The sequence below is a fragment of the Rhodoferax ferrireducens genome (assembly GCF_031458075.1).
Taxonomy (GTDB): domain Bacteria; phylum Pseudomonadota; class Gammaproteobacteria; order Burkholderiales; family Burkholderiaceae_C; genus Rhodoferax_B; species Rhodoferax_B ferrireducens_A.
Genome location: NZ_JAVDXT010000003.1, coordinates 606,744 through 632,215, shown reverse-complemented (window position 1 = coordinate 632,215; position 25,472 = coordinate 606,744). Strand labels below are relative to the sequence as shown.

Below are 25,472 nucleotides of genomic sequence, written 5' to 3'. Positions count from 1 at the left end.
AGCGCCATCAGCTACATAAAAAGTAGCACGGTATGAGCACAGCCCGGATACGCCAGCAATCCCAGGACGCTTTGCTGCAGCGGCATCTGCACGCCTTCTTTGGCGCGCTCGAACCCGGCGCCATGGAGATGCTGCGCGACAGCCTGCAGTGGCAGGAGATCAGCGGCGGCGAGACCCTGATGGCCCAGGGCGATGCGGGCGACGCCATGTACCTGGTGGTCAGTGGCCGGCTGCGCGCCTATGTGCAGGCGGCCGACGGCAACCTGCGCAAGGTGGCCGAAATCACCCGCGGCCAGGTGGTCGGCGAAATGAGCCTGTACACCGGCGCCCCGCGCGCGGCCACCGTAGTGGCGGTGCGCGATACGGTGCTGGCTCGGCTCGACCAGCCGGCCTTTCGCCGGCTGCTGGCGCGCAGCGCCCAGGTATCGCTGGCGCTGACCCGGCAAATCATCCGCCAGCTGAAGGACGACCAGCCCCAGGCCTCCAAGGACACCTTGGTCACCATGGGCTTGCTGCCGATCACCGGCGACCTGGGCGGCATCGCCCTGGCCGAGTTTGCCGAACGGCTGGCCGCCCAGCTGGCGCCCAAGGGCCGGGTCTGCGTGGTCAGCCGGCACGACATCGACCAGCAGCTGGAAGCCATAGGCCTGGGCCCCAGCGACAACACCGACAAGGAAACCCAGCGCCGCATCGCCATGCTGCTGGACGCCATCGAGGCCGAGCACGACTTCGTGCTGCTGCTGGCCGACGCCGGCCCCACGGCCTGGACCCAGCGCTGCTGCCGCCACTGCGACGAGCTGCTGCTGCTGGCCGACGCCACCCAGCCGCCGGCGCTGCACCCCATCGAAACCCAGTTCCTGATGCGCCGCCCGGCGTTGACCGAAGCCGCCGAAATCCTGGTGCTGCTGCACCCGGCCGACCAGCACGCGCCGCGCGGCACCCGGGACTGGCTGGCCCGCCGGCCGCTGGCCGGGCACTTCCACATCCGCCCGGCACTGGAGCGCGACATGGCGCGGCTGGCCCGCATCCAGAGCCGCACTGCGGTAGGCCTGGTGCTGGCCGGCGGCGGCGCGCGCGGCCTGGCACACCTGGGCGTGTACCGCGCGCTGCTGGAGCGCAATACCGAGATCGACTGGGTCGGCGGCACCAGCATAGGCGCGGTGATGGCCACCTATGTGGCCTCGGACCAGCCGCTGGACAGCATCATGGCGAATGCCCGGCGCGCGTTTGCCACCAACCCCACGGGCGACTTCAACCTGTTCCCGGTGCTGTCGCTGATCAAGGGCCTGCGGCTGCACCGCATCCTGTCGCGCGCGGTGGAGGAGCTGCTGGGCTTCGATGCCGACGTGGAAGACCTGTGGAAGAACTTCTACTGCGTGGCGACCAATTTCTCCACCGCCAGCGAGCAGCGCATCGCCAGCGGCAACCTGGTGCATGCCCTGCTGGCCAGCACCTCGATCCCCGGCGCGCTGCCGCCGGTGATCCACGGCAACGACCTGCTGTGCGACGGCGGCAGCTTCAACAACTTCCCGGTGGACGTGATGCGCGGCATGCGCGGCGTGGGCCGCGTCATCGGCGTGGACCTGAACATCCGCACCCCGGTGCGGGTCGACCACGCCGACATGCCCGGCACCTGGGCCCTGCTGCGCGACCGGCTGCGCCCGCACAGCCAGCGCCGCTACCGCCTGCCGTCCCTGCCCTCGTACCTGATGACGGTGACCATTCTGTACAGCATGTCGCGCCAGGCCAGCGCCCAGCAGCAGTGCGACCTGTACTTCAACCCGCCGCTGACCCGGGTCGGCATACTGCAGTGGCGGCGCTTCGAGAACATCGTCCAGCGCGGCTATGCGCATGCGGTGCAGGTGCTGGGCAAGACCTAGCGCACGGGCTAGCAGAAACCCCCGCTGCCATTCGCGTGGCATAGGCCTATAGTGGCCTGATCTGCAGCACCCCGGGGAGGCGCACCATGCGTATGACCGACGAAGAGTACTTCCGCAGCTGTGTCGCCAAAGAGCGGCAACTGGCCCATCTGCTGGGCCACCACCAGATCGAAGAATGCTACGAATCCGCAGGCACGCTGTGGGAAGGCCGAGACAAGCTGCCGCAGTGGACCCGCCAGTGGAGCGCCTGCGGGCCGCTGCTGGTGCAGCACCGCATCGGCCTGGTGTTCGGCTCGGATGCGGCGGGCGGCTTCGTGGTCGCCGGCCACACCACCCAGCACTTCGCCGACCACCCGAACCCCGACCGCGCGGTGATGCTGGCGGTGGTGAAGGAAGTGATCCACCGGCTCGAACACCCGAAGGCCGTGCGCGCCGCCTGAAGACGTGTGCTGAGAGCGGGCTTGGAAGGCGCTAATTGCCAGGGATTTCAGCCGCTTAGCCCGGCTTCATTCGGGGGGCAATGGCTAGAATTTCCAGCCATGAACCTCCCTCACATGCGCCTGGAAACACCGTGGAATACCGAGTTCATGCTGCCTCGGGTGACCGACAACGCCCAACTGCTGGAACTACAAATCCTGCTCGGCGGCCTGCAACTGGTGCTGAGCCGGGTGCACCCGGCTTTTGCGGCGACCCGCTTCACCGCCACCCGGCAGCTGGCGGCACGGATCACCCGCGGCATTGAATACCAGGACGCGCACAAAGCCCATATGGGCAGTGCCGACCTGCAGCGCTCCTTGAACGAAACCGAGCGCGCACTCGACCCCGGCAGCCTGATGGTGCTGCGCAAGCTGCTGACCCAGACCCTGAAGGAAGAGCAGGAACAGGCCGATGGCGGCCATGCCGAGTTCACCTACAGCGACTTCATCGCCGAAGAACGCCTGGCCGGGCAGCAGCTGGCCGCGCACTGAACTTTGTGCGGCGGGCGCACCAAGTAAGGGCGCGGACAAACCCCAAAAGGGTTAATCCCAATACGGATTGGCAGGCGAAGGGATAAAGTCTCGCCAACTTGCAAAGAGGCCCAGCGCTTCTTTCCGCGAGGGTCCGGGGAGACACCCAGCCAGAATGATCACAATATTTAATTAGGCATCCGAACGAGATGTTTTTGAAAAGCGCCGCTAACCTCGGCGCTTTTTTTCTTGGGGCTGCGGTCCCGCAGCCCGGCGACGCCCGCTCCAAAATCTATACGTTTCAAGTCGTTTGCGCTGGTATATCTTGCGCAGGTAGCTAGCATATCCATAGCATTTTCGGATGCGACAATCCCGGCTATGGAACTCTTGTTTGTCTCGCTGGCCTCGCTGCTGGCCGGTTTTGTCGATGCGATTGTGGGCGGCGGGGGCTTGATCATGGTGCCCGCTTTGTTCACGGCCTTCCCCACCACCCACCCGGCCACGCTGTTTGGCGTGAACAAGGGTGCCTCGATTTGGGGCACGGGCTTTGCCACCTGGCAGTACAGCCGGCGGGTGCAGTTGCGCTGGCAGTCGCTGCTGCCAGCGGCCGGCGCGGGCTTTGCGGGTGCCTTTGCCGGCGCCTGGCTGGTGACGGTGGTGCCCAGCGACTTTCTGCGCAAGCTGCTGCCGGTGGTGCTGCTGGCGGTACTGGTCTACACCCTGGTGAAGAAAGACCTGGGCCGGGTCCATGCGCCACGCTTCAGCGGCCTGCAGGAGGCGCTGATCGCCAGCGCCGTGGGCCTGACCATCGGCTTCTACGACGGCTTCTTCGGCCCGGGCACGGGCAGCTTCTTCGTGTTCCTGCTGGTGCGCTGGCTGGGCTACGACTTCCTGCACGCCTCGGCCTCGGCCAAGCTGCTGAATACGGCGACCAATTTCGCGGCGCTGATCCTGTTCGTCTCCACCGGCCACATCTGGTGGCATTTCGTGCTGCCGATGGCGATTGCCAATGTGCTGGGCAGCGTGCTGGGCTCGCGCCTGGCCTTGAAGCACGGCACGGGCTTTGTGCGCGGGGTGTTCATCGTCGTAGTGGGTGCACTGATCCTGAAGACCAGCTACGCCGCCTTCGCGGGCTGAAAACTCAGGGGCGGCGGGCTGCCGAAGCCGCCGAAACCGGTACAGCCGAGGTCGCAGCCACCGGCCGGGACGCAGCCACCACCGGCGCTGAAGCCGCCAGCGCGGCGGCCGACAGGCTGGGCAGGCCTGGCACATCGGCCACCGCCCGCGGCTGGCCGATGGGGGTTTGCGCCTGGCCCTGGCGCACTGCGGCCAGGTCTTGCTCGCTCGGGTATTGCTGCAGCAGCCAGTAGTCGAACACCCGGCGGGCGATGGGCGCGGCCGCAGCGCCGCCGAAGCCGGCGTTTTCCACCACCATGGCCAGGGCGATCTTCGGGTCGTCGGCCGGGGCGAAGGCCATGTACAGCGCGTGGTCGCGGAAGCGCTCAGGCGTGGTGGCGGCGTTGTACTTCTCGTTCTTGCCGATAGACACCACCTGGGCGGTACCGGTCTTGCCGGCCGCCACATAGGGCGCACCGCGGAAGGCCGTGGCGCCCGTTCCTTCGATATTCACGCCGACCAGGGCCTTCTTGATGACCTGGATGTTCTCTGGTTTGGCGCTGATCTCGGCCTTGATCTCGCGCAGGGTCTGCTGCGAGGTGTGGGTCACCACGTCGGTGATTTCCTTGACCAGGTGCGGCTTCATCTTCACGCCGTCGTTGGCGATCACGCCAGTGGCCAGGGCCAGCTGCAGCATGGTGAAGTTGTTGTAGCCCTGGCCGATGCCCAGCGAAATGGTTTCACCCGCATACCACTTCTGCTGCTCGGGGCGCTTGTAGGCGCGGCGCTTCCAGGCGGTGGACGGCAGCACGCCGCGCACCTCGCCAAAGATGTCGATGCCGGTGAGCGCGCCAAAGCCGAACTTGCTGATCTCGTCGTGCATCAGGTCCACGCCCATGTCGTTGGCCAGGATGTAGTAGTAGGTGTCGCAGGACTGGACGATGGAGCGGTACATGTCGACCACGCCGTGGCCGCCTTCCTTGTCGTCGCGGAAGCGGTGGTTGCCGAGCACGAAGAAGCCGGGGTCGACGATGCTCTGCTGCGGCGTGCGCTTGCCGGTTTCCAGCGCGGCCAGGGCCATAAAGGGCTTGTAAGTCGAGCCCGGCGGGTAGGTGCCGCGCAGCGCCCGGTTCAGCAGCGGCTTGTCGGGCGACTCGTTCAGCGCCTGCCAGTTTTCGGCATCGATGCCTTCGACAAACAAATTCGGGTCGAAGGTGGGCTTGCTGACGAAGGCCAGCACCTCGCCGGTCTTCGGGTCCAGCGCCACCATGGCGCCGCGGCGGTCGCCGTACAGGTCTTCGATCAGCTTTTGCAGCTTGATGTCGATGGACATGACCACGGTATTGCCCGGCGTCGCCGGGTTGCTGGCCAGGCGGCGCACCGCCCTGCCGCCGGCCGAGGTTTCGATTTCTTCCACCCCGGTCAGGCCGTGCAGCTGGCTCTCGTAGCTCTGCTCCACGCCGAGCTTGCCTATGTATTCGGTGCCGCGGTAGTTGTCGGCGTCGTCGGACTCGTCGATGCGGGCTTTTTCCGTCTGGTTGATGCGGCCGATATAGCCGATCACATGGCTGGCCAGCTCGCCATACGGGTAGGTGCGGAACAGCCGGGCCTTGATGTCCACGCCGGGGAAGCGGTAGCGCTGGGCGGCGAAGCGGGCCACCTCCACATCGGTCAAACGGGTGCGGATCGGCAGGGATTCGAAATTGCGCGACTCTTCGACCAGTTTCTTGAAGCGGCGCCGGTCACGCAGCTGGATGTCCACCACCTCGGCCAGCTCGTCGATGGTCTGGGCTAGATCCGGCACCTTGCTCGGAGTGATTTCCAGCGTGTAGGCCGAGTAGTTGCTGGCCAGCACCACGCCATTGCGGTCCAGGATCAGGCCGCGGTTCGGCACCACCGGCACGATGGCGGTGCGGTTGTTCTCGGCGCGCTCCAGCAGGTCGTCATGGCGCACGATCTGCAGATAGGCCAGGCGCGTTGCCAGCCCGCAGAACGCCAGCACCACCACCACACCCGCCGCCAGCAGCCGCATTCGAAAACGCGAGACCTCGACCCCAACATCGCGGAGTTCGGTCATAGAGGGCGGGTCTTGTCGGGGTCAGGCGCCATCCGTTGTGGGGCTAGCAAGACGATGCTGACCAGCGGCCACAGCGCCGATTCCAGCAGCGGCGCAACCAGCAGCGACCAGCCGGGGAAGGTGCCGCCGCCGGCCATGCGCAGCAGCAGCTCGATCAAATGGGCGACGCCAAACAGCGGCAGCACCTGCATGGCCTGCGAGGGAACGGTGAACCACAGCAGGCGGCGGTGCATGGCGATGGCCAGAAAGCTCAGCACCGAATAACCCAGCGCGTGCTGGCCCAGCAGGCTGGTCTGGTGCACGTCCATGCAAAGACCGAACACAAACGCCGTGCCGATGGCCACGCGCTGCGGCTGGTGCACGCTCCAGAACACCAGCAGCACCGCCAGCAGATCCGGCACCCAGGGCGCGCGGCCCCACAGGCCGATGTTCTCGGCCATATTGATCAGCAGCGCCAGCACCAGGCTGGCGCCGATGAACACCGGGTTCGCGGGCAGCAGCAGCTGCTGGCCGGGGCGCATGATCATACGGGGCTCCTGCGCTTATATAGCATCACTTTTTAGCTCCTTTTTTAGGAGCAACTACCGGTGCGGCCGCAGGTATCTCGGGCAGCTGCGAGCCGACCGGCTGCAACACCATCACATGGCGCGCGGCCGCCACCTGGGCCACCGGCGTGCAGTAGATGCGGGCAAAAGCCGAGTCGGCACGGCGCTCGATCTTGGCGATCTTGGCGACCTGCAGGCCGACCGGGTAGACGCCGTCGACGCCGCTGGTGGTCAGCACATCGCCGACCTGCACATCGGAGTTGCCGGCCATGAAGCGCAGCTCCAGCTGGCCGCCAAACGACGAAGGGTCGCCATAGGCCACGCTGCGCGCACCGGTGCGGGTGTTCAGTACGGGAATCGCCTGGTCGCGGTCGATCAGCAGGGTGACCTCGCTGACCATCGGGTAGGCGCGTGTGACCTGGCCGAGCACACCCAGGCCGTCCAGCACCGGCGATCCGGCCACCACGCCCTGGGCCGTGCCCCTGTCGATCACCACCTTGCGGGTGTAGGCATCGGCAGCGTCGTACAGCACTTCGGCACTTTGCGACGGTGTGGTGATGTGGGCGCGCAGTTCCAGCAGTTGGCGCAAGCGCTGGTTTTCCAGGGTCAGCTGTTCCACCTGGCCGGAGCGCACCGACTGGGCGGCCAGCTGGCGCTCGGCGCTGTCGGCCTTGGCCTGCAACGCACCCATGCCCTCGAAGTAGGCGCCGCCGCCCTGCAGCAGCCGCAGCGGCTCCAGCACCACCCACTGCACCGGGTACAGCGCGGTAGCCAGGCCGGCGCGCAGCGGCCGCATCAGCGCAAAACGCGAGTCGGCCACCATCAGGAACAGAGACAGCGCGCTGAAGAAAACCAGTTTGGTCAGGGCCGAAGGACCCTGTTTGAAGAACGGGGGCGGGGTCCTGTCCAGCGTACCGAGTGGCATCGCCGCAAGCTCCTACAACGCTTATTCGCTGGTGAAGATCGAGCCCAGGCGCTCCATCCGCTCCAGTGCGATACCGCAGCCGCGCACCACGCAGGTCAACGGCTCTTCGGCCACCAGCACCGGCAGGCCGGTTTCTTCGGCCAGCAGGCGGTCCAGGTCGCGCAGCAGGGCGCCACCGCCGGTCAGCATCATGCCGCGGTCGGCAATGTCGGCGCCGAGTTCGGGCGGGGTTTGTTCCAGCGCGTTCTTGACGGCGGCGACGATGTTGTTCAGAGGGTCGGTCAGGGCTTCGAGGATCTCGTTGCTGGAGATGGTGAAGCTGCGCGGCACGCCTTCGGACAGATTGCGGCCCTTGACTTCCATCTCTTTGACTTCGGAGCCGGGGAAGGCCGAGCCGATGTTCTTCTTGATGGCTTCGGCGGTGGGCTCGCCGATCAGCATGCCGTAGTTGCGGCGGATGTAGTTGATGATGGCGTCGTCGAAACGGTCACCGCCGACGCGCACACTGCCTTTGTAGACCATGCCGCCCAGTGAGATCACGCCGACTTCGGTGGTACCGCCGCCGATGTCCACGACCATGGAGCCGCTGGCTTCCGACACCGGCAGGCCGGCGCCGATGGCGGCTGCCATGGGTTCTTCGATCAGATACACCTCGGAAGCACCGGCGCCGAGCGCCGATTCACGGATGGCGCGGCGCTCGACCTGGGTGGAGCCGCAGGGCACGCAGATGATGATGCGCGGGCTGGGGCGGAATACGCCGCGCGGATGCACCATCTTGATGAACTGCTTGAGCATCTGCTCGGTGACGGTGAAGTCGGCGATCACGCCGTCTTTCATCGGGCGGATGGCCTCGATGTTGCCGGGCACCTTGCCCAGCATGGCCTTGGCTTCCTTGCCGACGGCCTGGATGGTTTTTTTACCCTGGGGGCCGCCTTCATGGCGGATCGCGACTACGGACGGTTCGTCGAGCACAATGCCCTTGCCGCGTACGTAAATCAGGGTGTTGGCGGTGCCAAGGTCAATGGCCAGGTCGGTCGAAAAATACCGACGAAAAGTCCCAAACATGCAAAATCCTCTCGGGCATGGCCTGCGCATCGGCCTGCCATCGCCGTGTAAATACGGGTCGAAATAGGGGTTTTCGGTGCAAATGACGGCAAACGGATAAGCGCCACACCAAAGGCGGGATAATACCGCATCCCCTGTAGCGAACCACCGCCTACAGAGCGCAAAGCCCACTTTACATTCGTTTTCAACCCTGTTTCTGACATGGCACTGACACTCCCCGAAATCGACCGCATCGCCAATCTGGCCCGGCTGGAACTCCAACCTTCTGAGCGTGACCGCCTGCTGACCCAGCTCAATGGCTTCTTCGGCATCGTCGAAGCCATGCGCGCGGTGGACACCACCGGCATCGAGCCGCTGGCACATCCGGTGGCCGCCATGCAGGACATCGTGCTGCGCCTGCGCGACGATGTGGTGAGCGAGCCCAACCAGCGCGAAGCCAACCAGCAAACCGCCCCGGCCGTCGAGCGCGGCCTGTTCCTGGTTCCCAAAGTCATTGAATAAAGCGCCATGAGCCTCCCCACACAGCTACACGACCTGACGCTGGTCGAACTGGCGCAGCAATTGCGCGCCCGCAAAGTCTCCGCCGTCGAAACCACCCAGCATTTCCTGGCCCGCGCCCAGACCCACAGCGGACTCGGCAGCTACCTGGCGATGGACGAAGCCGTCAGCCTGCGCCAGGCCCAGGCCGCCGATGCCCGCCTGGCCAATGGCTCGGCCGGCACGCTGGAAGGCGTGCCCATGGCGCACAAGGACATCTTTGTGACCAAGGACTTCCCGACCACCGCCGGCTCCAAGATGCTGGCCGGCTATCGCTCATCTTTTGATAGCACGGTCGTGAACCAGCTGGCGCAGCAGGGCGTGGTGACGCTGGGGAAACTGAACTGCGACGAATTCGCCATGGGCTCGGCCAACGAGAACTCGGCCTTCCAGCCGGTGCTGAACCCCTGGGACCGCACGCGGATTCCTGGCGGCTCGTCAGGCGGCAGCGCCGCAGCCGTGGCCGCACGCCTGGTACCGGCGGCCACCGGCACCGATACCGGCGGCTCGATCCGCCAACCAGCCTCGTTCTGCGGCATCACCGGCATCAAGCCTACCTACGGCCGGGCCTCGCGCTACGGCATGGTGGCCTTTGCCTCCAGCCTGGACCAGGCCGGCCCGATGGCGCGCAGCGCCGAAGACTGCGCGCTGCTGCTGAGCGCCATCTGCGGCCCGGATCTGGACCGCGACTCGACCTCGCTGGACATGCCCGCCGAAGACTACAGCCGCCAGCTGAATGACTCGATTGACGGCCTGCGCATCGGCGTACCGGCGGAGTTCTTCGGCGAAGGCCTGGCGCCCGACGTACGCGCCGCCGTCGACGCCGCCCTGCAGGAATACACCAAGCTGGGCGCCAAGCTGGTGCCCATCAGCCTGCCACGCACCGAGCTGTCGATCCCGGTGTACTACATCATTGCCCCGGCCGAGGCATCCAGCAACCTGAGCCGCTTCGACGGCGTGAAGTTCGGCCACCGCGCCGCCCACTACACCGACCTGGTCGACATGTACAAGAAGACCCGCGCCGAAGGCTTTGGCGACGAGGTGAAACGCCGCATCATGATCGGCACCTATGTGCTGAGCCACGGCTACTACGACGCCTACTACCTGCAGGCGCAAAAAATCCGCCGCATGATCGCCAACGACTTCCAGCAGGCATTTCAGCAGTGCGACGTGATTGCCGGCCCGGTGGCGCCCACCGTGGCCTGGAAGCTGGGCGACAAATCGGCCGACCCGGTGGCCGCCTACCTGGCCGACATCTTCACGCTGTCGTCCTCGCTGGCCGGCCTGCCCGGCATGAGCGTGCCCGCCGGTTTTGGCGAGGCTGGCATGCCGGTTGGCCTGCAGCTGATCGGCAACTACCTGCAGGAAGCCAAGCTGCTGAACGTGGCCCACCGCTTCCAGCAGGCTACCGACTTCCACACACGCCAACCCGCGGGCTTCTGATATGAGCAAAGCAACCCCTTCCCTGCTGGTACAGGGCTATGAAGTCGTCATCGGCTTCGAAACCCATACCCAGCTGTCGACCCAGAGCAAGATCTTCAGCCGTGCCTCCACGGCCTTCGGCGCCGAACCGAACACCCAGGCCTGCGCCGTCGACCTGGCCCTGCCCGGCACGCTGCCGGTGATGAACAAGGGCGCGGTCGAGCGCGCCATCCAGCTCGGCCTGGCACTGGGCTCGCACATCGCGCCGCGCAGCGTGTTTGCGCGCAAGAACTACTTCTACCCCGATCTGCCCAAGGGCTACCAGATCAGCCAGTTCGAGATTCCGGTGGTACAAGGCGGTAGCGTCGAGTTCTTCCTGGGCGACGAGAAAAAGAGCGTGCGCCTGGTGCGCGCGCATCTGGAAGAAGATGCGGGCAAATCGCTGCACGAAGACTTCATCGGGCAGACCGGCATCGACCTGAACCGCGCGGGCACGCCGCTGCTGGAGATCGTTACCGAGCCCGATATGCGTTCCAGCGCCGAAGCCGTCGCCTACGCCAAAGAGCTGCACAAGATCGTCACCTGGATCGGCATCTGCGACGGCAACATGCAAGAGGGCTCGTTCCGCTGCGACGCCAATGTGTCGGTACGCAAACCCGGCGGCCCGCTGGGCACACGCCGCGAGATCAAGAACCTGAACAGCTTCAAGTTCATGCAGCAGGCCATCGACTATGAAGTCCGCTGGCAGATCGAGCAGATCGAAGACGGCCTGGAAATCCAGCAGGCCACCGTGCTGTTCAACCCCGACACCGGCGAGACCCGCGCTATGCGCACCAAGGAAGATGCGGCCGACTACCGCTACTTCCCCGACCCGGATCTACCGCCGCTGGTGGTGGCACCCGAGTGGGTGGAACGCGTGCGCTCCGAGATGGCCGAGCTGCCGCGCGTGATGGCGGCGCGCTTTGCCGAGGATTACGGCCTGTCCGAATACGACGCCAGCGCGCTGACCCAAAGCAAGGAGATCGCCCGCTACTTCGAAGCTGCCATCGCCGCCAGCGCGCCGCCCAAGTTGGCCGCCAACTGGATCATGGGCGAGCTGGCCCGGCGCCTCAACACCCAGGACCTGGGCATAGAGCAAGCCCCGCTGCCCGCCGAAAAGCTGGCCCAGATACTCGCCCGTATCGCCGACAACACCATCTCCAACAACGCCGCCAAACAGGTGTTCGATGCGCTGTGGACCGATACCGAGGCGCAGGTCGACACGGTGATTGAAGCCAAGGGCCTGAAGCAGATGAACGACACCGGCGCGCTGGAAGCCATCGTCGACACGGTGATTGCCGCCAACGCCAAGAACGTGGCCGAGTTCAAGGCAGGCAACGAGAAAGCGCTAAACGCGCTGGTCGGCCAAATCATGAAGGCCAGTGCCGGCAAGGCGAACCCGGGCCAGGTCAACGCGCTGCTCAAAGCCAAGCTGGCGGCAGCATAGGCTTCACTCCATCGGTTCGCACAACCGATGGAGTCGGCAGAGTGTTTTTAAGCTTTTTAGGCCTCTAGCGCAGATAGAGTCTGCAGCAGAAGCTATCAAATAAGTAGCAAACTACTTGACTGTGCCGGCCCATAGCGGCTTGAGCCGGGCCAGTTCCTCGTCGAACCGGTCGTTGACGCGCTTCTTCTCCAGCTGCTGGTTGGCGATGAAACGCTGCTGGGCGACCAGGTTTTCCTCGAACTCGTTGACCCGGCGGCGCAAGTGGGCTGGGGCCTTGGAGGGGTCGTTCTTGTAGAACTCGAGCTCGCTGTCCAGCGCTTTGCGCTGCTGGGCCAGCTCCTCCATGCGCTTGTTGGCGGTCTGGATCACGGCATCCACCTGGGTCAGGGCGCTGGCCCGTTCGGCATCGTGGGCGGCCTGGTCTTTGTAGCGCAGCAGCATGGCGCGGTTGCGGCGGCGCTCGTCGTTGATGCGGGTCCGTTCTTCGGCGGCTTTCTTGTCGCGGAGTTCCTGCTCGCTGGCTTCCTGGGCGGTCAGCACCGGGCCCATGCTGCGCTTGACGGTGCCGCTGGCGTTGAGTTCTTTTTGCTCCCGGTCCAGGCACTCGGGAATCGGCCGGTCGGAGGTGATCTTCTTGCCGCGGCTATCCGTACAGGTAAAGATGCCTTGGGCACTGGCGGCGCCGAGCAGACCGCCACACACAGCTGCCACCCCACACCATCTTGCCCAAGCCATCACATGGTTCATGCATTTACGCCATAACGTTGCCGGTAATCCAGCACCCGAAGGTGGTGGGCACGCATGGCGTCCGTGCCATTGCTTTCCAAGTATTGCAGCAAATCCGCCAGCTTGGCGATCGCGCAGACCTGCAAGCCGAGCTGATCGCGCACATATTGCACCGCACTGTGCGGTACATCACGGCCGTTCTCGGTTGCCATCTCCTGCCGGTCCAGTGCAATCGCCACCGCATAAGGTGTTGCGCCTGCGGCCTGGATCATGGCGATGGATTCGCGCACCGCCGTGCCGGCCGACATCACGTCGTCAACGATCAGCACCCGGCCTTTGAGCGGCGCGCCCACCAGGGTGCCGCCTTCGCCGTGGTCCTTGGCTTCTTTGCGGTTGTAGGCAAACGGCAGATTGCGGCCTTGGCGGGCCAGCTCGACCGCCACCGTGGCCGCCAACGGAATGCCCTTGTAGGCCGGGCCAAAAATCATGTCAAACTCGATGCCGCTGTGCAGCAGAGCCTGTGCATAGAATTCGGCCAGGCGCTGCATGCGGGCGCCGTCGTCAAACAGCCCGGCATTGAAGAAATAGGGGCTCATGCGACCGGCTTTGGTTTTGAATTCACCAAACCGCAGCACCCCTGCATCGACTGCGAACTGCACAAAATCCTGCGCTAAGCTGTCTGGCGCTTTGCTAATCACCATGGGGGAAATCCTTGTTCAAATTAACCAGCCTGAATCTCAACGGCATCCGCTCGGCCACCAGCAAGGGCGTAGAGGCCTGGATCGCTGCCACCGCGCCGGATTGTATTTGTGTCCAAGAAGTAAAGGCCCAGGCCGCCGATGTGCAGGGCAAATTCGAGCAAATGGCGGGCCTGCAAGGCTATTTTCACTTCGCTGAGAAAAAGGGCTATTCGGGGGTGGGGGTCTATTCCCGGCACGTACCCAGCGACGTCGTCATAGGCTACGGCTCGACGGAATTCGACACCGAAGGCCGCTACGTGGAACTGCGCTTTGACACACCTCAGCGCAAGCTGTCGATCATCAGCTGCTACTTCCCCAGCGGCTCCTCGGGCGAAGAGCGGCAGCAGGCCAAGTTCCGCTTCCTCGCAGAAATGGGCCCCTACCTGGCGGCCCTGAAGCAAAGCCGTGAATTCATTCTGTGTGGCGACGTCAACATCGCCCACCAGCAGATCGACCTGAAAAACTGGCGCAGCAACCAAAAGAACAGCGGCTTCCTGCCCGAAGAGCGCGCCTGGATGAGCTATGTGCTGGCCCATCCCGAGGCCGCCGAAGCCGCCGGCCTGGGCCTGGTAGATGTGTACCGCCTGCTGCAGCCCACGGCCACCGACACCGCCTACACCTGGTGGAGCAACCGCGGTCAGGCCTATGCGAACAACGTCGGGTGGCGGCTCGACTACCACCTGGCGACGCCAGCACTGGCGGCCCTGGCGCGCAGCGAGCACATCTACAAGGACGTGAAGTTCTCCGACCACGCGCCCATCACGGTGGACTACGAGCTGACTCTGTAAGCCCCCTTCCCCACCATGAGCACAGACCACCCCAGCGGCTGGATTACCGCCGCCGACGTCGCCCGCAAGGCCGGTGTTTCGCGCTCGGCGGTGTCGCGCACCTTTACCGAGGGGGCCAGCGTATCGCCCGAGACCCGCGAAAAAGTGCAGCGCGCGGCCGAGGCCCTGGGCTACCAGGTGAACATGCTGGCGCGCAGCATGATCCAGCGACAGAGCAACTTGGTGGGCGTGGTGGTCAAGGGTTTTGACGACCCGTTTCTGCAAAGCCTGCTCGGCCCCATCACCCACCATCTGGCGCTGCGCTCGCTGGCGCCGCTGCTGATGGACGCCAGCGAACCGGCGCAGCTGGCCAAGTCGCTGCGGCATTTGCTGCAGTACCGGATTGCCGGCGTGATCCTGACTTCGGGCACACCGCCGATCCAGCTGGCCCAGGAATACCTGCGCCTGCGCGTACCGGTGGCCATGATCAACCGCGCCCCCGATCTGGAAGGCGTGGACGTGGTCAACAGCGACCACTTCGAAGGCGGTGCACTGGCCGCCCGTACCCTGCTGGCCAGCGGCGCGCGCAAGCTGGTATTTTTAAGCTCCGCCTCCACCACCTACAGCGCCCGCGTGCGCGGCGAAGGCTTCGTCCAGGCCCTGGCGGCCGCGGTGCAACGCGGCGCGGCCAGCCTGCGCCACTTCGACGCCAGCGGAGCCACCTACGCGGGCGGATTCGAAGCCGCGCAGACCCTGCTCGCCGATACACACAACCGGCCGGACGGCGTGTTCTGCGCCAACGATGTACTCGCCTGCGGCCTGGTCGACGGCGCACGCCGCCAATACGGCTTGCAGGTGCCGGCAGATTTCCAGGTGATCGGCTTTGACGACATCCCCATGGCCGGCCTGTCCGCCTATGGGCTCACCACGCTGCGCCAGAATGTTGATGCACTGGCCCAGAGCGCGGTCGCCTGCCTGGCCGAACGCATGGCCGAGCCCGACATGCCCAGCCGCACGCTGCAGCTGCCGGTCGCGCTGGTCACCCGCGCCACCTCCCGCAAATAAGCCGCGGCTCAGGGAAGACCCTAGAGCGCAAGCCGCTGCATTTGACCTACATTGCACACGTGTGCAAAGCGTTTGCACAAATCCAAGAACACACCCTGGAGACACACATGAAGCGCCAACTCAGCCCCCAACTTATCCTGTCCTCACTGCTCCTGCTACCGCTGGCCAGCCAGGCCGCCGACCGCCTCAACGTGCTGTGCGCCGCCGACAACGACTGGTGCGAGGTGATGCGCAATGCGTTTGAAAAAGAAACCCAGGTCGAAGTCTCCATGGTGCGCAAGAGCGCGGGCGAAATCTTTGCCCAGATCCGCGCCGAAGCCAGCAACCCCAAGACCGACATCTGGTGGGCCGGCACCGGCGATCCGCACCTGCAGGCCGCCGCCGACGGCTTCACCGAGGTCTACAAATCGCCGCAGCTCGACAAGCTGCATCCCTGGGCGCAAAAGCAGGCCGAAATCTCCGGCTTCCGCACCGTCGGCATATACGCCGGCCTGCTGGGCATTGGCTACAACCCCGAAGTGCTGAAGCAAAAGAAGATTGCACCGCCCCAGTGCTGGAAAGACCTGCTGAACCCGGCCCTGAAGGGCGAGGTGCAGATTGCCAACCCGAACTCCTCCGGCACCGCCTACGCCACCATCGCCACCCTGGTGCAGTTGCAAGGCGAGAACGAAGCCTTCGCCTTCATGAAGAAGATGAACGACAACGTCAGCCAGTACACCAAGAGCGGCTCGGCCCCGGCCAAGGCGCTGGCGCGCGGTGAAACCGCTGTCGGCATCACCTTCCAGCACGATCTGCTGAAGGAAACCGTGGCCGGCTTCCCGGTAGAAGTGGTGTCGCCCTGCGAAGGCACGGGCTACGAGATCGGCTCCATGAGCCTGATCAAGGGCGCAAAGAACATGGCGGTGGCCAAGCGCTTCTACGAATTCGCGCTGCGCGCCGACGTGCAGTCCCTGGGCGCCAAGGCCAGCGCCTTCCAGGTGCCGTCGAACAAGACCGCCACCATCCCGGCCAAGGCGCCGCGGCTGGAAAGCGTGAAAACCATCAGCTACGACTTTGCCAAGTACGGCAGCGACGAGGTGCGCAAGCGCCTGCTGAAACGCTGGGACGACGAGATCTTCTCGCTGCCCCGCTAAGCCGCCTAAACACCACCCAACAGAGAGATATGGCTTGTGAATAAGTCTTTACGTGGCTGGCTGATGCTGGCCTTGACCGCCAGCGTGCTGCTGCCCTGGCATGCCCAGGAAGCCGGGTTCTGGGGCGGCGAATGGCTGCACGCCGGCTGGCCCGGCAACGACACCACCGCCGCCGCGCTATGGCAGGTACTGGGCCTGCAGCGCTTCGGCCTGCTGCCGCTGCTGCTCTGGCCGGTCGCCGTCGGCCTGGTCTGCCTGGCACCGCTGCCGCGCCGCACCCAGGGGGGCGCCTTGTGCGCGCTGGCGCTGGCGGCCCTGGGCTGGCTGGCCTGGCTAGGCTGGGGCCCTGCGGGCACCGGCCTGCCCGGCCTGGGCTGGGGCGCGCTGCTGTTCAGCGCCAGCGCGGTATTTGTGCTGACCACCGGCGCCGCCTGGATGGGCGCCTGCCGTGGCGATGTCTTCGTCTGCGGCGTGATCGGCATGCTGGTCGCGCTGGTCGGGCTGTTTGTGATGTTCCCGGTACTGCGGGTGCTGGCCAGCGCTTTTGAGCAGGGCACGGGCTTCAGCCTGCAAGCCGCCTGGGCACGGGTCGCCGACGGCCGCATCTGGTCCTTGGGCTGCATCAGCGGTACCCGGCGTTGCGGCGTGGCCTGGAACACCTTGTTCCTGGCGCTCTGCACCGCCGCCGGCGCGACCCTGCTGGGCCTGTGCTTTGCGCTGGTGGTGACCCGCACCAGCTTCCGCTTCAAACGCATCCTGCGCGCGCTGACGGTACTGCCCATCATCACCCCGCCCTTCGTCATCGGCCTGGCGCTGATCCTGCTGTTTGGCCGCAGCGGCGTAGTCTCGGCCTGGGTGTCACAAGCCTTCGACGTGCCCGCCGGGCGCGGCCTGTACGGCTTTTATGGCGTCTGGCTGGCGCAACTGCTGTCGTTCACGCCCATCGCCTTCATGGTGCTGATTGGCGTGGTCGAAGGCGTGAGCCCCTCGGTAGAAGAAGCCTCGCAAACCCTGGGTGGCGACCGCTGGACCACTTTCTGGCGCGTCTCGCTGCCGCTGATGCGGCCCGGCCTGGCGAATGCCTTCCTGGTGGCCTTTATCGAGAGCATGGCCGACTTCGGCAACCCCATGGTGCTGGGCGGCAACTACGGTGTGCTGTCCACCGAAATCTATTTCGCCATCGTCGGCGCGCAGAACGACGGCGGCCGCGCGGCCGGGCTCGGGCTGATCCTGCTGGTGTTCGCGGTCAGCGCCTTCCTGGCCCAGCGCCACTGGCTGGGCAACAAGTCCTACACCACGGTCACCGGCAAGGCCGACAACGGCCAGCATGTGGGGCTGGACCGGCGCCTGTCCGCGGTGCTGGCGGTCATCGCCACGCTGTGGACCAGCTTCACCCTGGTGCTGTACGGCATGATCCTGGCGGGCGGCTTCGTCAACCAATGGGGCCGCGACAACAGCTTCACGCTGCGCCACTACGCCAGCGCCTTCGGCATCGAATCCGGCGAGCACGGCCTGCGCTGGGTGGGCACCGCCTGGGATTCGCTGTTCACCAGCCTGATGATTGCCGGCGTCTCGGCTCCGCTGACCGCCGCCCTGGGTCTGACTGCCGCCTGGCTGTTGGTGCGCCAGCGCTTTGCCGGCAAGGCGGCGTTCGAGTTCGCCACCATGCTGAGCTTTGCGATCCCCGGCACCGTCATCGGCATCAGCTACATCCTGGCCTTCAACATGCCACCGATCGAACTCACCGGCACCGCCGCCATCCTGGTGCTGTGCTTTGTGTTCCGCAACATGCCGGTCGGCCTGCGCGGCGGCATGGCGGCCATGAGCCAGCTGGACCGCAGCCTGGACGAAGCATCCACCATGCTGGGCGCCAACAGCTTCACCACCGCGCGGCGCGTGATCCTGCCGCTGATGCGGCCGGCGCTGAGCGCAGCCCTGGTGTACAGCTTTGTGCGCTCCATCACCTCGATCAGTGCGGTGGTGTTCCTGGTCAGCGCCAAGTACAACATGGCCACGGCCTACATCGTCGGCCTGGTGGAGAACGGCTCGTATGGCATCGCCATCGCCTACTCCAGCGCCCTCATCGTGGTCATGCTGGTGATCGTGCTGGCCGCACAGAGTTTGGTCGGCAAACGGCGGCTGCGCCGGGTCGAACGCGTCGAAGGGGCGGCACCCGCCCCCGTCTTTTCCTTAAAGGTTGAATCATGAGTACTGCCACCACGCAGGGCGCGCTGGTCTTCGAGCGCGTCACCAAACAATACGGCAAGGTCGTCGCCGTCAACGATGTGTCTTTCAGCATTCCGCAGGGCACGCTGGTCACCCTGCTCGGCCCCAGCGGCTGCGGTAAAACCTCGACGCTGCGGCTGATTGCCGGGCTCGAGCACGTGAGCCAGGGCCGCATCTTCATCGCCGGCCAGGACGTGACCCAGCAGTCGGCCATTGAGCGCAACGTCAGCATGGTGTTCCAGTCGTACGCGCTGTTCCCACACATGACGGTGTTGGAAAACGTGGCCTACGGCCTGGAAGTCGGCGGCGCCCGCAAGGCCGATGCGCGTGAACAGGCTCTCGAAGGTTTGCGCCTGGTGGGACTCACCGACTACGGCCCACGCCTGCCTAGCGAGCTGTCGGGCGGCCAGCAACAGCGCGTGGCCGTGGCCCGGGCCCTGGTGCTCAAGCCCCAGGTGCTGCTGCTCGACGAGCCGCTGTCCAACCTGGACACCAAGCTGCGCCGCCGCGTGCGCGAGGAAATCCGCGAGATCCAGCAGCGCCTGCAGCTCACCGCGGTCTATGTGACCCACGACCAGGAAGAAGCCCTGGCCGTGTCCGACCAGATCATCGTGATGAACAACCAGCGCATTGCCCAGCAGGGCACGCCGCGCGAACTGTTCGACACCCCGGCCGACGAGTTCGTGGCCGACTTCATCTGCGACGCGAACCGCGTCAGCGGCGAAATCCTTGGCCAGGTCGCCGCGGGCAAGGCCGACTGCAGGGTCGGCGGTCTGGCGGTGCAGCTGGCGAATCCGCGCGCCTACCGTGGCGAGATCCGCATTGCGGTAAGGCCCGACGCGGTGAACCTGACCCCGGCCAACAGCCAGCACATCCTGGTCGGCCAGGTGCGCCACGCAGCCTTTCTGGGCACCGAAATGCAGTACGCGGTGGAGTCGCCACTGGGGGAGCTGTTTGTGCGCCAGACCGATGTGCAGCAGCCGCTGGCTGTCGGTTCGTCGGTAGGCATAGGCTTCGCCGACCACGGCGTGTGCATCGTAGGGGGACAGGCATGAGCACCGCTGCGATAGCCGCGCGCTACGCGCTAGCCCAGAGCATTGCCCGCCAGGCCGGACTGCAGGCCCTCGAATGGTTCCGCAAGCGCGACCAATTGGTGATCGAATCCAAGGGCTTGCAAGACATGGTCAGCGCCGCCGACAAGGACACCGAGCTGTACATCCGCGCCCAGGTACTGGCACGCTTTGCCGATGACGGCTTCCTGGGCGAAGAAGGTGGCCTCGACCATGCCGACGCCGACTACCTGTGGGTGATCGACCCTATCGACGGCACGGCCTGCTTTGTCAACGGCATGCACGCCTGGTGCCTGTCCATCGCCGTCACCTACCAGGGCAAGCCGGTGATCGGCGTGGTCTATGACCCAAACAGCGACGAGATGTTCCACGCCTGTGCGGGCCAGGGTGCCTACGTAAACCAGCAGGCCATGCGTGCGCACAGCGCCAGCAGCATCACCGAGGGCGTGCTGGGCGTGGGCTTCTCGCACCGCGTGCCGGTCAGCAGCTTTGTGCCGTTTCTGGACCGCGTGCTGTCCAACGGCGGCATGTTCATCCGCAACGGCTCCGGTGCGCTGATGCTGTCCTACGTGGCGGCTGGTCGCCTGATCGGCTACTACGAGCCGCATATCAACTCCTGGGACTGCCTGGCCGCCATCGTGCTGGTGCAGGAAGCCGGCGGCACGGTGAACGACTTTCTGGCCAACAACGGCCTGCACGACGGCAATCCGATCATCGCCGCTGGCGCCCAGCTGTATGCGCCGCTGCTGGCGCTGATCCAGCCGACCTGAACCACTGCGAACTGCCCGAAAACCCCGCTCCATCACAAGGTGTCCTATGTTGCATTTCCCGTTCTCCGCGTGCGCGTCGGCTGTGGCTCTGACCCTGGCCATAGGCGCAGCCCAGGCCCAAACCGAAGTCACGGCCGTGCTGGCCGGCCATGCCGCCCTGCCCGCCAGCACCAGCGTCGCAGCCCCGGAGAATGCCGGGCCGCTGTTTGCCACCTCGGGCAAATTCACCGCCGCTAACCGCTTGCGCAGCGACACCCTCGGCAGCGTGCCCGGCATCAGCTTCGTCGGCGACCCCAAGTACCCGCGCAAGTCGGGCGGTAGCCTGCCCATGCAAGGGCAATCGGTACAGGGCTTTTCCGGCATCGTCCCGCTGGGTAACAACCAGTTCCTGACCCTGACCGACAACGGCTTTGGCAACAAGATCAACTCGCAAGACGCGTTGCTGATGGTGCACCAGGTCAAGGCCGACTGGGCCAAAGGTACGGTCACGCATAACAGCACCATCTTCTTGCAAGACCCGGACCGCAAGGTACCGTTTTTTATCCAGAACGAGAACACCAGCGCCCGCTACCTGACCGGCACCGACTTCGATCCCGAATCGATCCAGGTGGTGGGCGGCGAATGGTGGATTGGCGATGAATTCGGCCCCTATGTGCTGCGCGTCACACCGCAGGGCAAGGTGCTGGGCGTGCTGGAAACCACGGTGGCCGGCCGGGCCTACCGGGGCCCGGACCACTACCTGAACGGCCGCCTGCCCAACTACCCCGGCGACGCGGCATTTGACGTGCGCCGCTCCGGCGGCTTTGAGGCCATGGCCCAGTCACCGGACGGCAAGACCCTCTACCCGATGTTCGAATGGCCGCTGTGGGACGCGCAGGCCAAGGCCCCGGAAAGCCTCAACGGCAAGCCCTACGCCCGCATTCTGGAACTGGATGTGGCCAGCCAGCGCTACAGCGAACGCCAATGGAAATACGCGCTTGAAGAAACCGGCAATGTGGCGGCCGACTTCCAGATGCTGAATGCCACCACCGGCCTGGTCATAGAACGCGACGACACCACCGAAGGCGCGGGACCGAACTGCCCGAACGAGCCCCGGGTCGACTGCTTCACCCGCCCCGCCAAGTTCAAGCGCATCTACAAGATCGACTTCAACCAGCTGGATGCCAATGGCTTTGTGAAAAAGGTCGCCTTCATCGACCTGACCAAGATCAGCAACCCCCAGCGGCTGGCCAAGCGCGGCCCGAACGAGGCCAACTTTGCCCTGCCGCATCTGGGCCTGGAGGGCTTTGCCATTGTCGACTCGCACCACATCGTGGTGGTCAACGACGACAACTTCCCCTTCTCCTCGGGCCGCAGCATCGGCCAGCCGGACGACAACGAGCTGACCCTGCTCGACATCCAGGCGCTGGTCGATGCCAAGTAAGCCCCCCACACACCCGCCCCCTGACCTTCTAGGAGCCCCCTCCATGCGCATGCTCTTCCGCCCTTCGGCCCTGGCGGCCGCCGCCCTGTTGCTCACCGCCTGCAGCACCCCCACCCGCCAGGCCAGCGCGCCCGACCCGCAGCTGGCGCAGATCGGCCAGATCGTGGTGGTCTACCTGGAGAACCGCAGCTTCGACCATTTGTTCGGCCTGTACCCGGGTGCTAACGGCGTGCCGAATGCGCTGGCCCAGGGCCTGGGCGTGCAGGTCGATGCCAACAACCAGCCGTACCCCGTGCTGCCCCCGCCCCTGGCCGACAAGACCGGCAAGCCCGATGCGCGCCTGGCCGGGCCGATCCCCAACGGCCCGTTCCGCCTCGACCCGAAGATCGGCCTCGGCGACACCTTGTTCAGCCCCATCCATGCGTTCTGGGCCAACCAGCGCCAGATCAACGGCGGCCGCAACGACCGCTTCGTGGCCGACGGCAACAGCGGCGGCCTGCTGATGGGCACCTACGACGGCAGCTCGCTGGGCCTGTGGAAGCTGGCCCAGCGCTTCACCCTGGCCGACAACTTCTTCCAGTCGGCGTTTGGCGGCTCCTTCCTCAACCACTTCTGGCTGGTCTGCGCCTGCACCCCGGTGTATGCCAACGCGCCCCACCACATCGTGGCGCTGGACGCCCAGGGCCGCTCGGCCGAAGCCGACGAGCCCGAGGCCTATGTCACGCAGGACGGCTATGCTGTCAACACCATGCAAGGCAGCTGGCTGTATGACCCCACCAAGAAGCAGGCCCTGCTGCCGCCGCAGACCGCGCCGACCATCGGCGACCGGCTCAGCGACAAAGGCATCCCCTGGGCCTACTACGGCCAGGACTTCAACCGCGCGGTGGCCGCCACCCAGGCGGGCAAGGGCTTGTCCACCTTCTCCTACCACCACCAGCCCTTCATCGCCTTCAAGCGCTTCATCGACAGCGAGGCCCAGCGCAAGGCGCATCTGAAGGACCGCGCCGACTTCATGGCCGATGCGCAAGGCGGCACCCTGCCCCCGGTGTCGTTCTACAAACCCACGGGCGGCAAGAACATGCACCCAGGCCGCGGCAGCGTGGCCGAGGGCGATGCCGAAGCCACCGAGATCGTCAACGCGGTGATGGCCGGCCCGCAGTGGAAGAACACCGTGGTCATCGTCACCACCGATGAAAACGGCGGCTTCTGGGACCACGCCGCGCCACCCAAGGGCGACCGCTGGGGCCCGGGTTCGCGCATCCCGGCCATCATCGTCTCGCCCTTCAGCGAAGGCGGGCGCATCGACCACACGCAGTACGAAACCGTCTCCATCCTCAAGCTGATCGAAGACCGCTTCGGCCTGGCACCGCTGGGCAGCCGCGACGCCAAGGCCAACAGCCTGGCCAAGGCCTTGAAGTTCTGAACCCGGCAATGCGCACTACCTGGCTGGCGCTGCTCTGCTGCCTGGCAGCGCCCCCAGCGGCAGCCGCCGACGCGCAACCGTTTGATGCCTATGCCGGCTTGGTGGGCGGTGTCTACGCCCAGTGGTATCTGCCGGGCGCGCAAGACTTCGCGGCGCAAAGCCAGGCACTGGTTGGCAGCCTGCAGCAGTTCTGCGCGGCCGATCCAACGGCGCCCATAGAGCCGCCGCGCCAGCAGTGGCTGCGCAGCGTCTCGGCCTGGGAGCGGTTTTCGGCGGTGCGTGGTGGCGCCCTGCTGGCACGGCGTTCACCGCGCGCCATCGACTTCATGCCGACCCGGCCCGAAGCGATTGCCGAGGCCGTGCGCAGCGCCCCGGCCGACGCCGCAGCCATGGACGCGATCCGCGCGCCGGCCAAGGGCTTGCCGGCACTCGAATGGCTGCTCTGGCCCGGCCAACTGCGCCCGCAGACCCCCGCCTGCCGCTACGCCGAGCAGGTGGCCGCCGACATCCTGGCCGAAGCGCTGGCCCTGCAAACCGCCTACGCCAGCGCACTGCAAGCCGGCTGGGACGACAAGGAAGCCGAGTACGCGATGTACGAGTTCCTGAACCTGTGGAACAGCGCGCTGCAAAAGCTCTGGCGCGAAGACCTGGACAGCGTGCTGCAAAAGCTGCAGGCCGGGCGCTTCGCCAGCTTCAGCCGCAGTAGCAGCGGCCACAGCGCCGGGGCCTGGCGCATCCACTGGCAGGCCTTGCGCGAATTGGCCATGGGCCATGGCGGCAATGTGTCACTGCACGCCTACCTGCTGGCGCAGCAGCATGGCGCGCAGGCCGAGCAGCTGGCCCAGGCCGTGGCCGGCGTCGACCATGCGCTGGGCCGGCTATTGGCCCAGCGCCAACCCACCGCCGCCAGCGTGCCCATGGCCGAAACCATACGCGCGCTGAAGGCCTTGCAGCACTTCACCGAAACCGACCTCGGCCACACGCTGCAGTTCACCATCAACTTCTTCGACGAAGACGGCGACTGAGCTTGCTATTTAATCAATAGCTGCTCGCGCAGGCACTACCTGCACCACAGGCACTTTTTATCTAAATTCGGGCTCAGCCGTTGCCTTCGGGCTTGATCTGGGCGCGGGCGATCACCGGCTTCCAGCGCGCCTGCTCGGTCTTGATGAAGGCGTCGAACTCGGCGCTGGTGCTGCCCACGGCCAGGGCGGTTTCGTGCGACAGCTTTTCCATCACCACCGGGCCACGCGCGGCCTTGATGGCTTCGGCTTCCAGCTTGGCGAGGTTCGCCTTAGGCCATTTGCTCGGCGCCATCAAGCCGTACCACTGGGTCATCTCGAAGCCCTTGAAGCCTTGCTCAGCCACGGTCGGCACATCGGGCAGCTGGGGCAGGCGCTGGGCCGTGCCGGTGGCGATGCAGCGCAGCTTGCCGGCCTTGATGAAGGCCAGCAGCGCGGGTGCGCCCACCGAGGCAGCCTGCAGGCGGCCGGCCATCAGGTCGGTCAGCATCGGGCCGGTGCCGCGGTAGGGCACGTGCAGCAAGAAGGTATTGCTGACCATCTTCAGGTACTCGAACGCCAGATGGCCAGCGCTGCCATTGCCGGCCGAGCCGTAGTTCAGCTGGCCGGGCTTGGACTTGGCGTAGGCAATGAATTCGGCCAGGTTCTTCACCGGCAGGTCGGGGTGCACCACGTACAGGCTGGGCACCTTGGACACCAGGGTGATGGGCGCAAAGTCGCGCGCCGCGTCATAGGGCAGCTTGGCGAAGATGTAGGGGTTCACCGCCAGGGTGCCGATGTGGCCCAGCACCAGGGTGTGGTCGTCGGTGCTGTTGGCGACTTCCTGCATGGCGATATTGCCGGCCGCGCCCGGCTTGTTGTCGACGAACACGTTCTGCCCTATGGTCTTGGCCATCTCGCCAGCGATGGCGCGGGCCACGATCTCCGAGCTGCCGCCCGGCGCAAACGGCACGACCAGGCGCAGCGGCTTGCTCGGCCAGGCGGCCTGCGCGCGGGCCGGCGGCAGCAGCAGGGTGGATGCCGCGGCGGTGGCGGCCAGCAGCACGCGGCGGCGCGCCAGGGTGGGGTTCTGTAATTGCGTCATGGCTTGTCTCTTGTTGTGGAACA

Annotated in this window: 23 protein-coding genes; 16 read left to right on the top strand and 7 right to left on the bottom strand. The window is 65.8% G+C overall.

The features are described from left to right. The first annotated feature begins 32 nt into the window (after positions 1-32). From J2X19_RS18365 to J2X19_RS18350, 4 genes are all read left to right on the top strand, one after another. Entirely contained in the window at positions 33-1,880 is a 1,848-nt protein-coding gene (locus J2X19_RS18365) for a patatin-like phospholipase family protein (RefSeq protein ID WP_310375301.1), read from the top strand. An 86-nt stretch (positions 1,881-1,966) separates the two neighbouring features. Then, positions 1,967-2,320 carry an aminoacyl-tRNA synthetase gene (locus tag J2X19_RS18360; RefSeq protein ID WP_092762010.1) on the top strand — a complete coding sequence of 118 codons (354 nt, stop codon included), beginning with the start codon at positions 1,967-1,969 and terminating at the stop codon, positions 2,318-2,320. Positions 2,321-2,419: 99 nt separating this feature from the next. Then, a complete protein-coding gene (locus J2X19_RS18355; RefSeq protein ID WP_125473981.1) occupies positions 2,420-2,848 on the top strand; it encodes a hypothetical protein in 429 nt (142 codons plus the stop codon). A gap of 357 nt (positions 2,849-3,205) precedes the next feature. Continuing rightward, positions 3,206-3,964, top strand: coding sequence for a sulfite exporter TauE/SafE family protein (locus J2X19_RS18350; protein WP_116607493.1), 759 nt, complete (start codon positions 3,206-3,208; stop codon positions 3,962-3,964). 4 nt (positions 3,965-3,968) lie between these two features. Here J2X19_RS18350 and mrdA read toward each other — a convergent pair whose 3' ends face one another. Genes mrdA through J2X19_RS18330 form a run of 4 tightly spaced genes read right to left on the bottom strand, consistent with a single transcriptional unit; the run spans position 3,969 to position 8,555 of the window. After that, positions 3,969-6,020: a penicillin-binding protein 2 gene (mrdA, locus tag J2X19_RS18345; protein WP_310375296.1), complete on the bottom strand. Its 2,052-nt coding sequence runs from the start codon at positions 6,018-6,020 to the stop codon at positions 3,969-3,971. After that, the gene (gene mreD, locus J2X19_RS18340; RefSeq protein ID WP_116607495.1) at positions 6,017-6,547 is read right to left on the bottom strand and encodes a rod shape-determining protein MreD; all 531 of its coding nucleotides are present in this window, start codon (positions 6,545-6,547) and stop codon (positions 6,017-6,019) included. Before mreD ends, mrdA begins: the two co-directional genes overlap by 4 nt. Before the next feature lie 25 nt (positions 6,548-6,572). Continuing rightward, complete coding sequence (mreC, locus tag J2X19_RS18335; protein WP_310375293.1) at positions 6,573-7,490, bottom strand: rod shape-determining protein MreC; 918 nt, start codon at positions 7,488-7,490, stop codon at positions 6,573-6,575. A gap of 21 nt (positions 7,491-7,511) precedes the next feature. After that, the gene (locus tag J2X19_RS18330; protein WP_092762022.1) at positions 7,512-8,555 is read right to left on the bottom strand and encodes a rod shape-determining protein; all 1,044 of its coding nucleotides are present in this window, start codon (positions 8,553-8,555) and stop codon (positions 7,512-7,514) included. A gap of 201 nt (positions 8,556-8,756) precedes the next feature. Here J2X19_RS18330 and gatC point away from each other — a divergent pair, with 201 nt between their 5' ends. The 3 genes from gatC to gatB are packed head-to-tail and all read left to right on the top strand — an operon-like array spanning position 8,757 to position 12,000. Then, positions 8,757-9,056, top strand: a complete 300-nt coding sequence (gene gatC / locus J2X19_RS18325; RefSeq protein ID WP_116607497.1) for an Asp-tRNA(Asn)/Glu-tRNA(Gln) amidotransferase subunit GatC — start codon at positions 8,757-8,759, stop codon at positions 9,054-9,056. A 6-nt stretch (positions 9,057-9,062) separates the two neighbouring features. Next, a complete protein-coding gene (gene gatA, locus J2X19_RS18320; RefSeq protein ID WP_310375288.1) occupies positions 9,063-10,535 on the top strand; it encodes an Asp-tRNA(Asn)/Glu-tRNA(Gln) amidotransferase subunit GatA in 1,473 nt (490 codons plus the stop codon). Position 10,536: 1 nt separating this feature from the next. Beyond that, on the top strand, positions 10,537-12,000 hold the full coding sequence (gene gatB / locus J2X19_RS18315; RefSeq protein ID WP_310375286.1) for an Asp-tRNA(Asn)/Glu-tRNA(Gln) amidotransferase subunit GatB: 1,464 nt from the start codon (positions 10,537-10,539) through the stop codon (positions 11,998-12,000). Positions 12,001-12,111: 111 nt separating this feature from the next. Here gatB and J2X19_RS18310 read toward each other — a convergent pair whose 3' ends face one another. Both J2X19_RS18310 and pyrE read right to left on the bottom strand, forming a co-directional pair. Further along, positions 12,112-12,711: a DUF4124 domain-containing protein gene (locus tag J2X19_RS18310; RefSeq protein WP_310375284.1), complete on the bottom strand. Its 600-nt coding sequence runs from the start codon at positions 12,709-12,711 to the stop codon at positions 12,112-12,114. Between the two features lie 32 nt (positions 12,712-12,743). Continuing rightward, on the bottom strand, positions 12,744-13,427 hold the full coding sequence (gene pyrE / locus J2X19_RS18305; RefSeq protein ID WP_116607500.1) for an orotate phosphoribosyltransferase: 684 nt from the start codon (positions 13,425-13,427) through the stop codon (positions 12,744-12,746). 11 nt (positions 13,428-13,438) lie between these two features. Here pyrE and J2X19_RS18300 point away from each other — a divergent pair, with 11 nt between their 5' ends. The 9 genes from J2X19_RS18300 to J2X19_RS18260 all read left to right on the top strand — a co-directional run bounded on the left by J2X19_RS18300 (position 13,439) and on the right by J2X19_RS18260 (position 24,368). Next, entirely contained in the window at positions 13,439-14,254 is an 816-nt protein-coding gene (locus tag J2X19_RS18300) for an exodeoxyribonuclease III (RefSeq protein ID WP_116607501.1), read from the top strand. Positions 14,255-14,269: 15 nt separating this feature from the next. Then, positions 14,270-15,298, top strand: a complete 1,029-nt coding sequence (locus J2X19_RS18295; protein ID WP_310375280.1) for a LacI family DNA-binding transcriptional regulator — start codon at positions 14,270-14,272, stop codon at positions 15,296-15,298. 107 nt (positions 15,299-15,405) lie between these two features. Beyond that, positions 15,406-16,431, top strand: coding sequence for an ABC transporter substrate-binding protein (locus J2X19_RS18290; protein WP_116607503.1), 1,026 nt, complete (start codon positions 15,406-15,408; stop codon positions 16,429-16,431). Positions 16,432-16,467: 36 nt separating this feature from the next. Continuing rightward, positions 16,468-18,639: an ABC transporter permease gene (locus J2X19_RS18285; protein ID WP_310375276.1), complete on the top strand. Its 2,172-nt coding sequence runs from the start codon at positions 16,468-16,470 to the stop codon at positions 18,637-18,639. After that, positions 18,636-19,712 (top strand): ABC transporter ATP-binding protein, encoded by a 1,077-nt coding sequence (locus tag J2X19_RS18280; protein WP_116607505.1) that lies wholly within the window; start codon positions 18,636-18,638, stop codon positions 19,710-19,712. The genes J2X19_RS18285 and J2X19_RS18280 overlap by 4 nt, the downstream gene beginning before the upstream one ends. Next, a complete protein-coding gene (locus J2X19_RS18275) occupies positions 19,709-20,497 on the top strand; it encodes an inositol monophosphatase family protein (RefSeq protein ID WP_310375274.1) in 789 nt (262 codons plus the stop codon). The genes J2X19_RS18280 and J2X19_RS18275 overlap by 4 nt, the downstream gene beginning before the upstream one ends. A gap of 46 nt (positions 20,498-20,543) precedes the next feature. Beyond that, positions 20,544-21,920 carry an esterase-like activity of phytase family protein gene (locus J2X19_RS18270; RefSeq protein WP_310375272.1) on the top strand — a complete coding sequence of 459 codons (1,377 nt, stop codon included), beginning with the start codon at positions 20,544-20,546 and terminating at the stop codon, positions 21,918-21,920. Positions 21,921-21,963: 43 nt separating this feature from the next. Then, on the top strand, positions 21,964-23,343 hold the full coding sequence (gene acpA / locus J2X19_RS18265; protein ID WP_116607508.1) for an acid phosphatase: 1,380 nt from the start codon (positions 21,964-21,966) through the stop codon (positions 23,341-23,343). A gap of 8 nt (positions 23,344-23,351) precedes the next feature. Next, entirely contained in the window at positions 23,352-24,368 is a 1,017-nt protein-coding gene (locus J2X19_RS18260) for an imelysin family protein (protein WP_310375269.1), read from the top strand. A 73-nt stretch (positions 24,369-24,441) separates the two neighbouring features. Here J2X19_RS18260 and J2X19_RS18255 read toward each other — a convergent pair whose 3' ends face one another. Next, complete coding sequence (locus J2X19_RS18255; RefSeq protein WP_116607835.1) at positions 24,442-25,449, bottom strand: Bug family tripartite tricarboxylate transporter substrate binding protein; 1,008 nt, start codon at positions 25,447-25,449, stop codon at positions 24,442-24,444. Positions 25,450-25,472 lie beyond the last annotated feature (23 nt).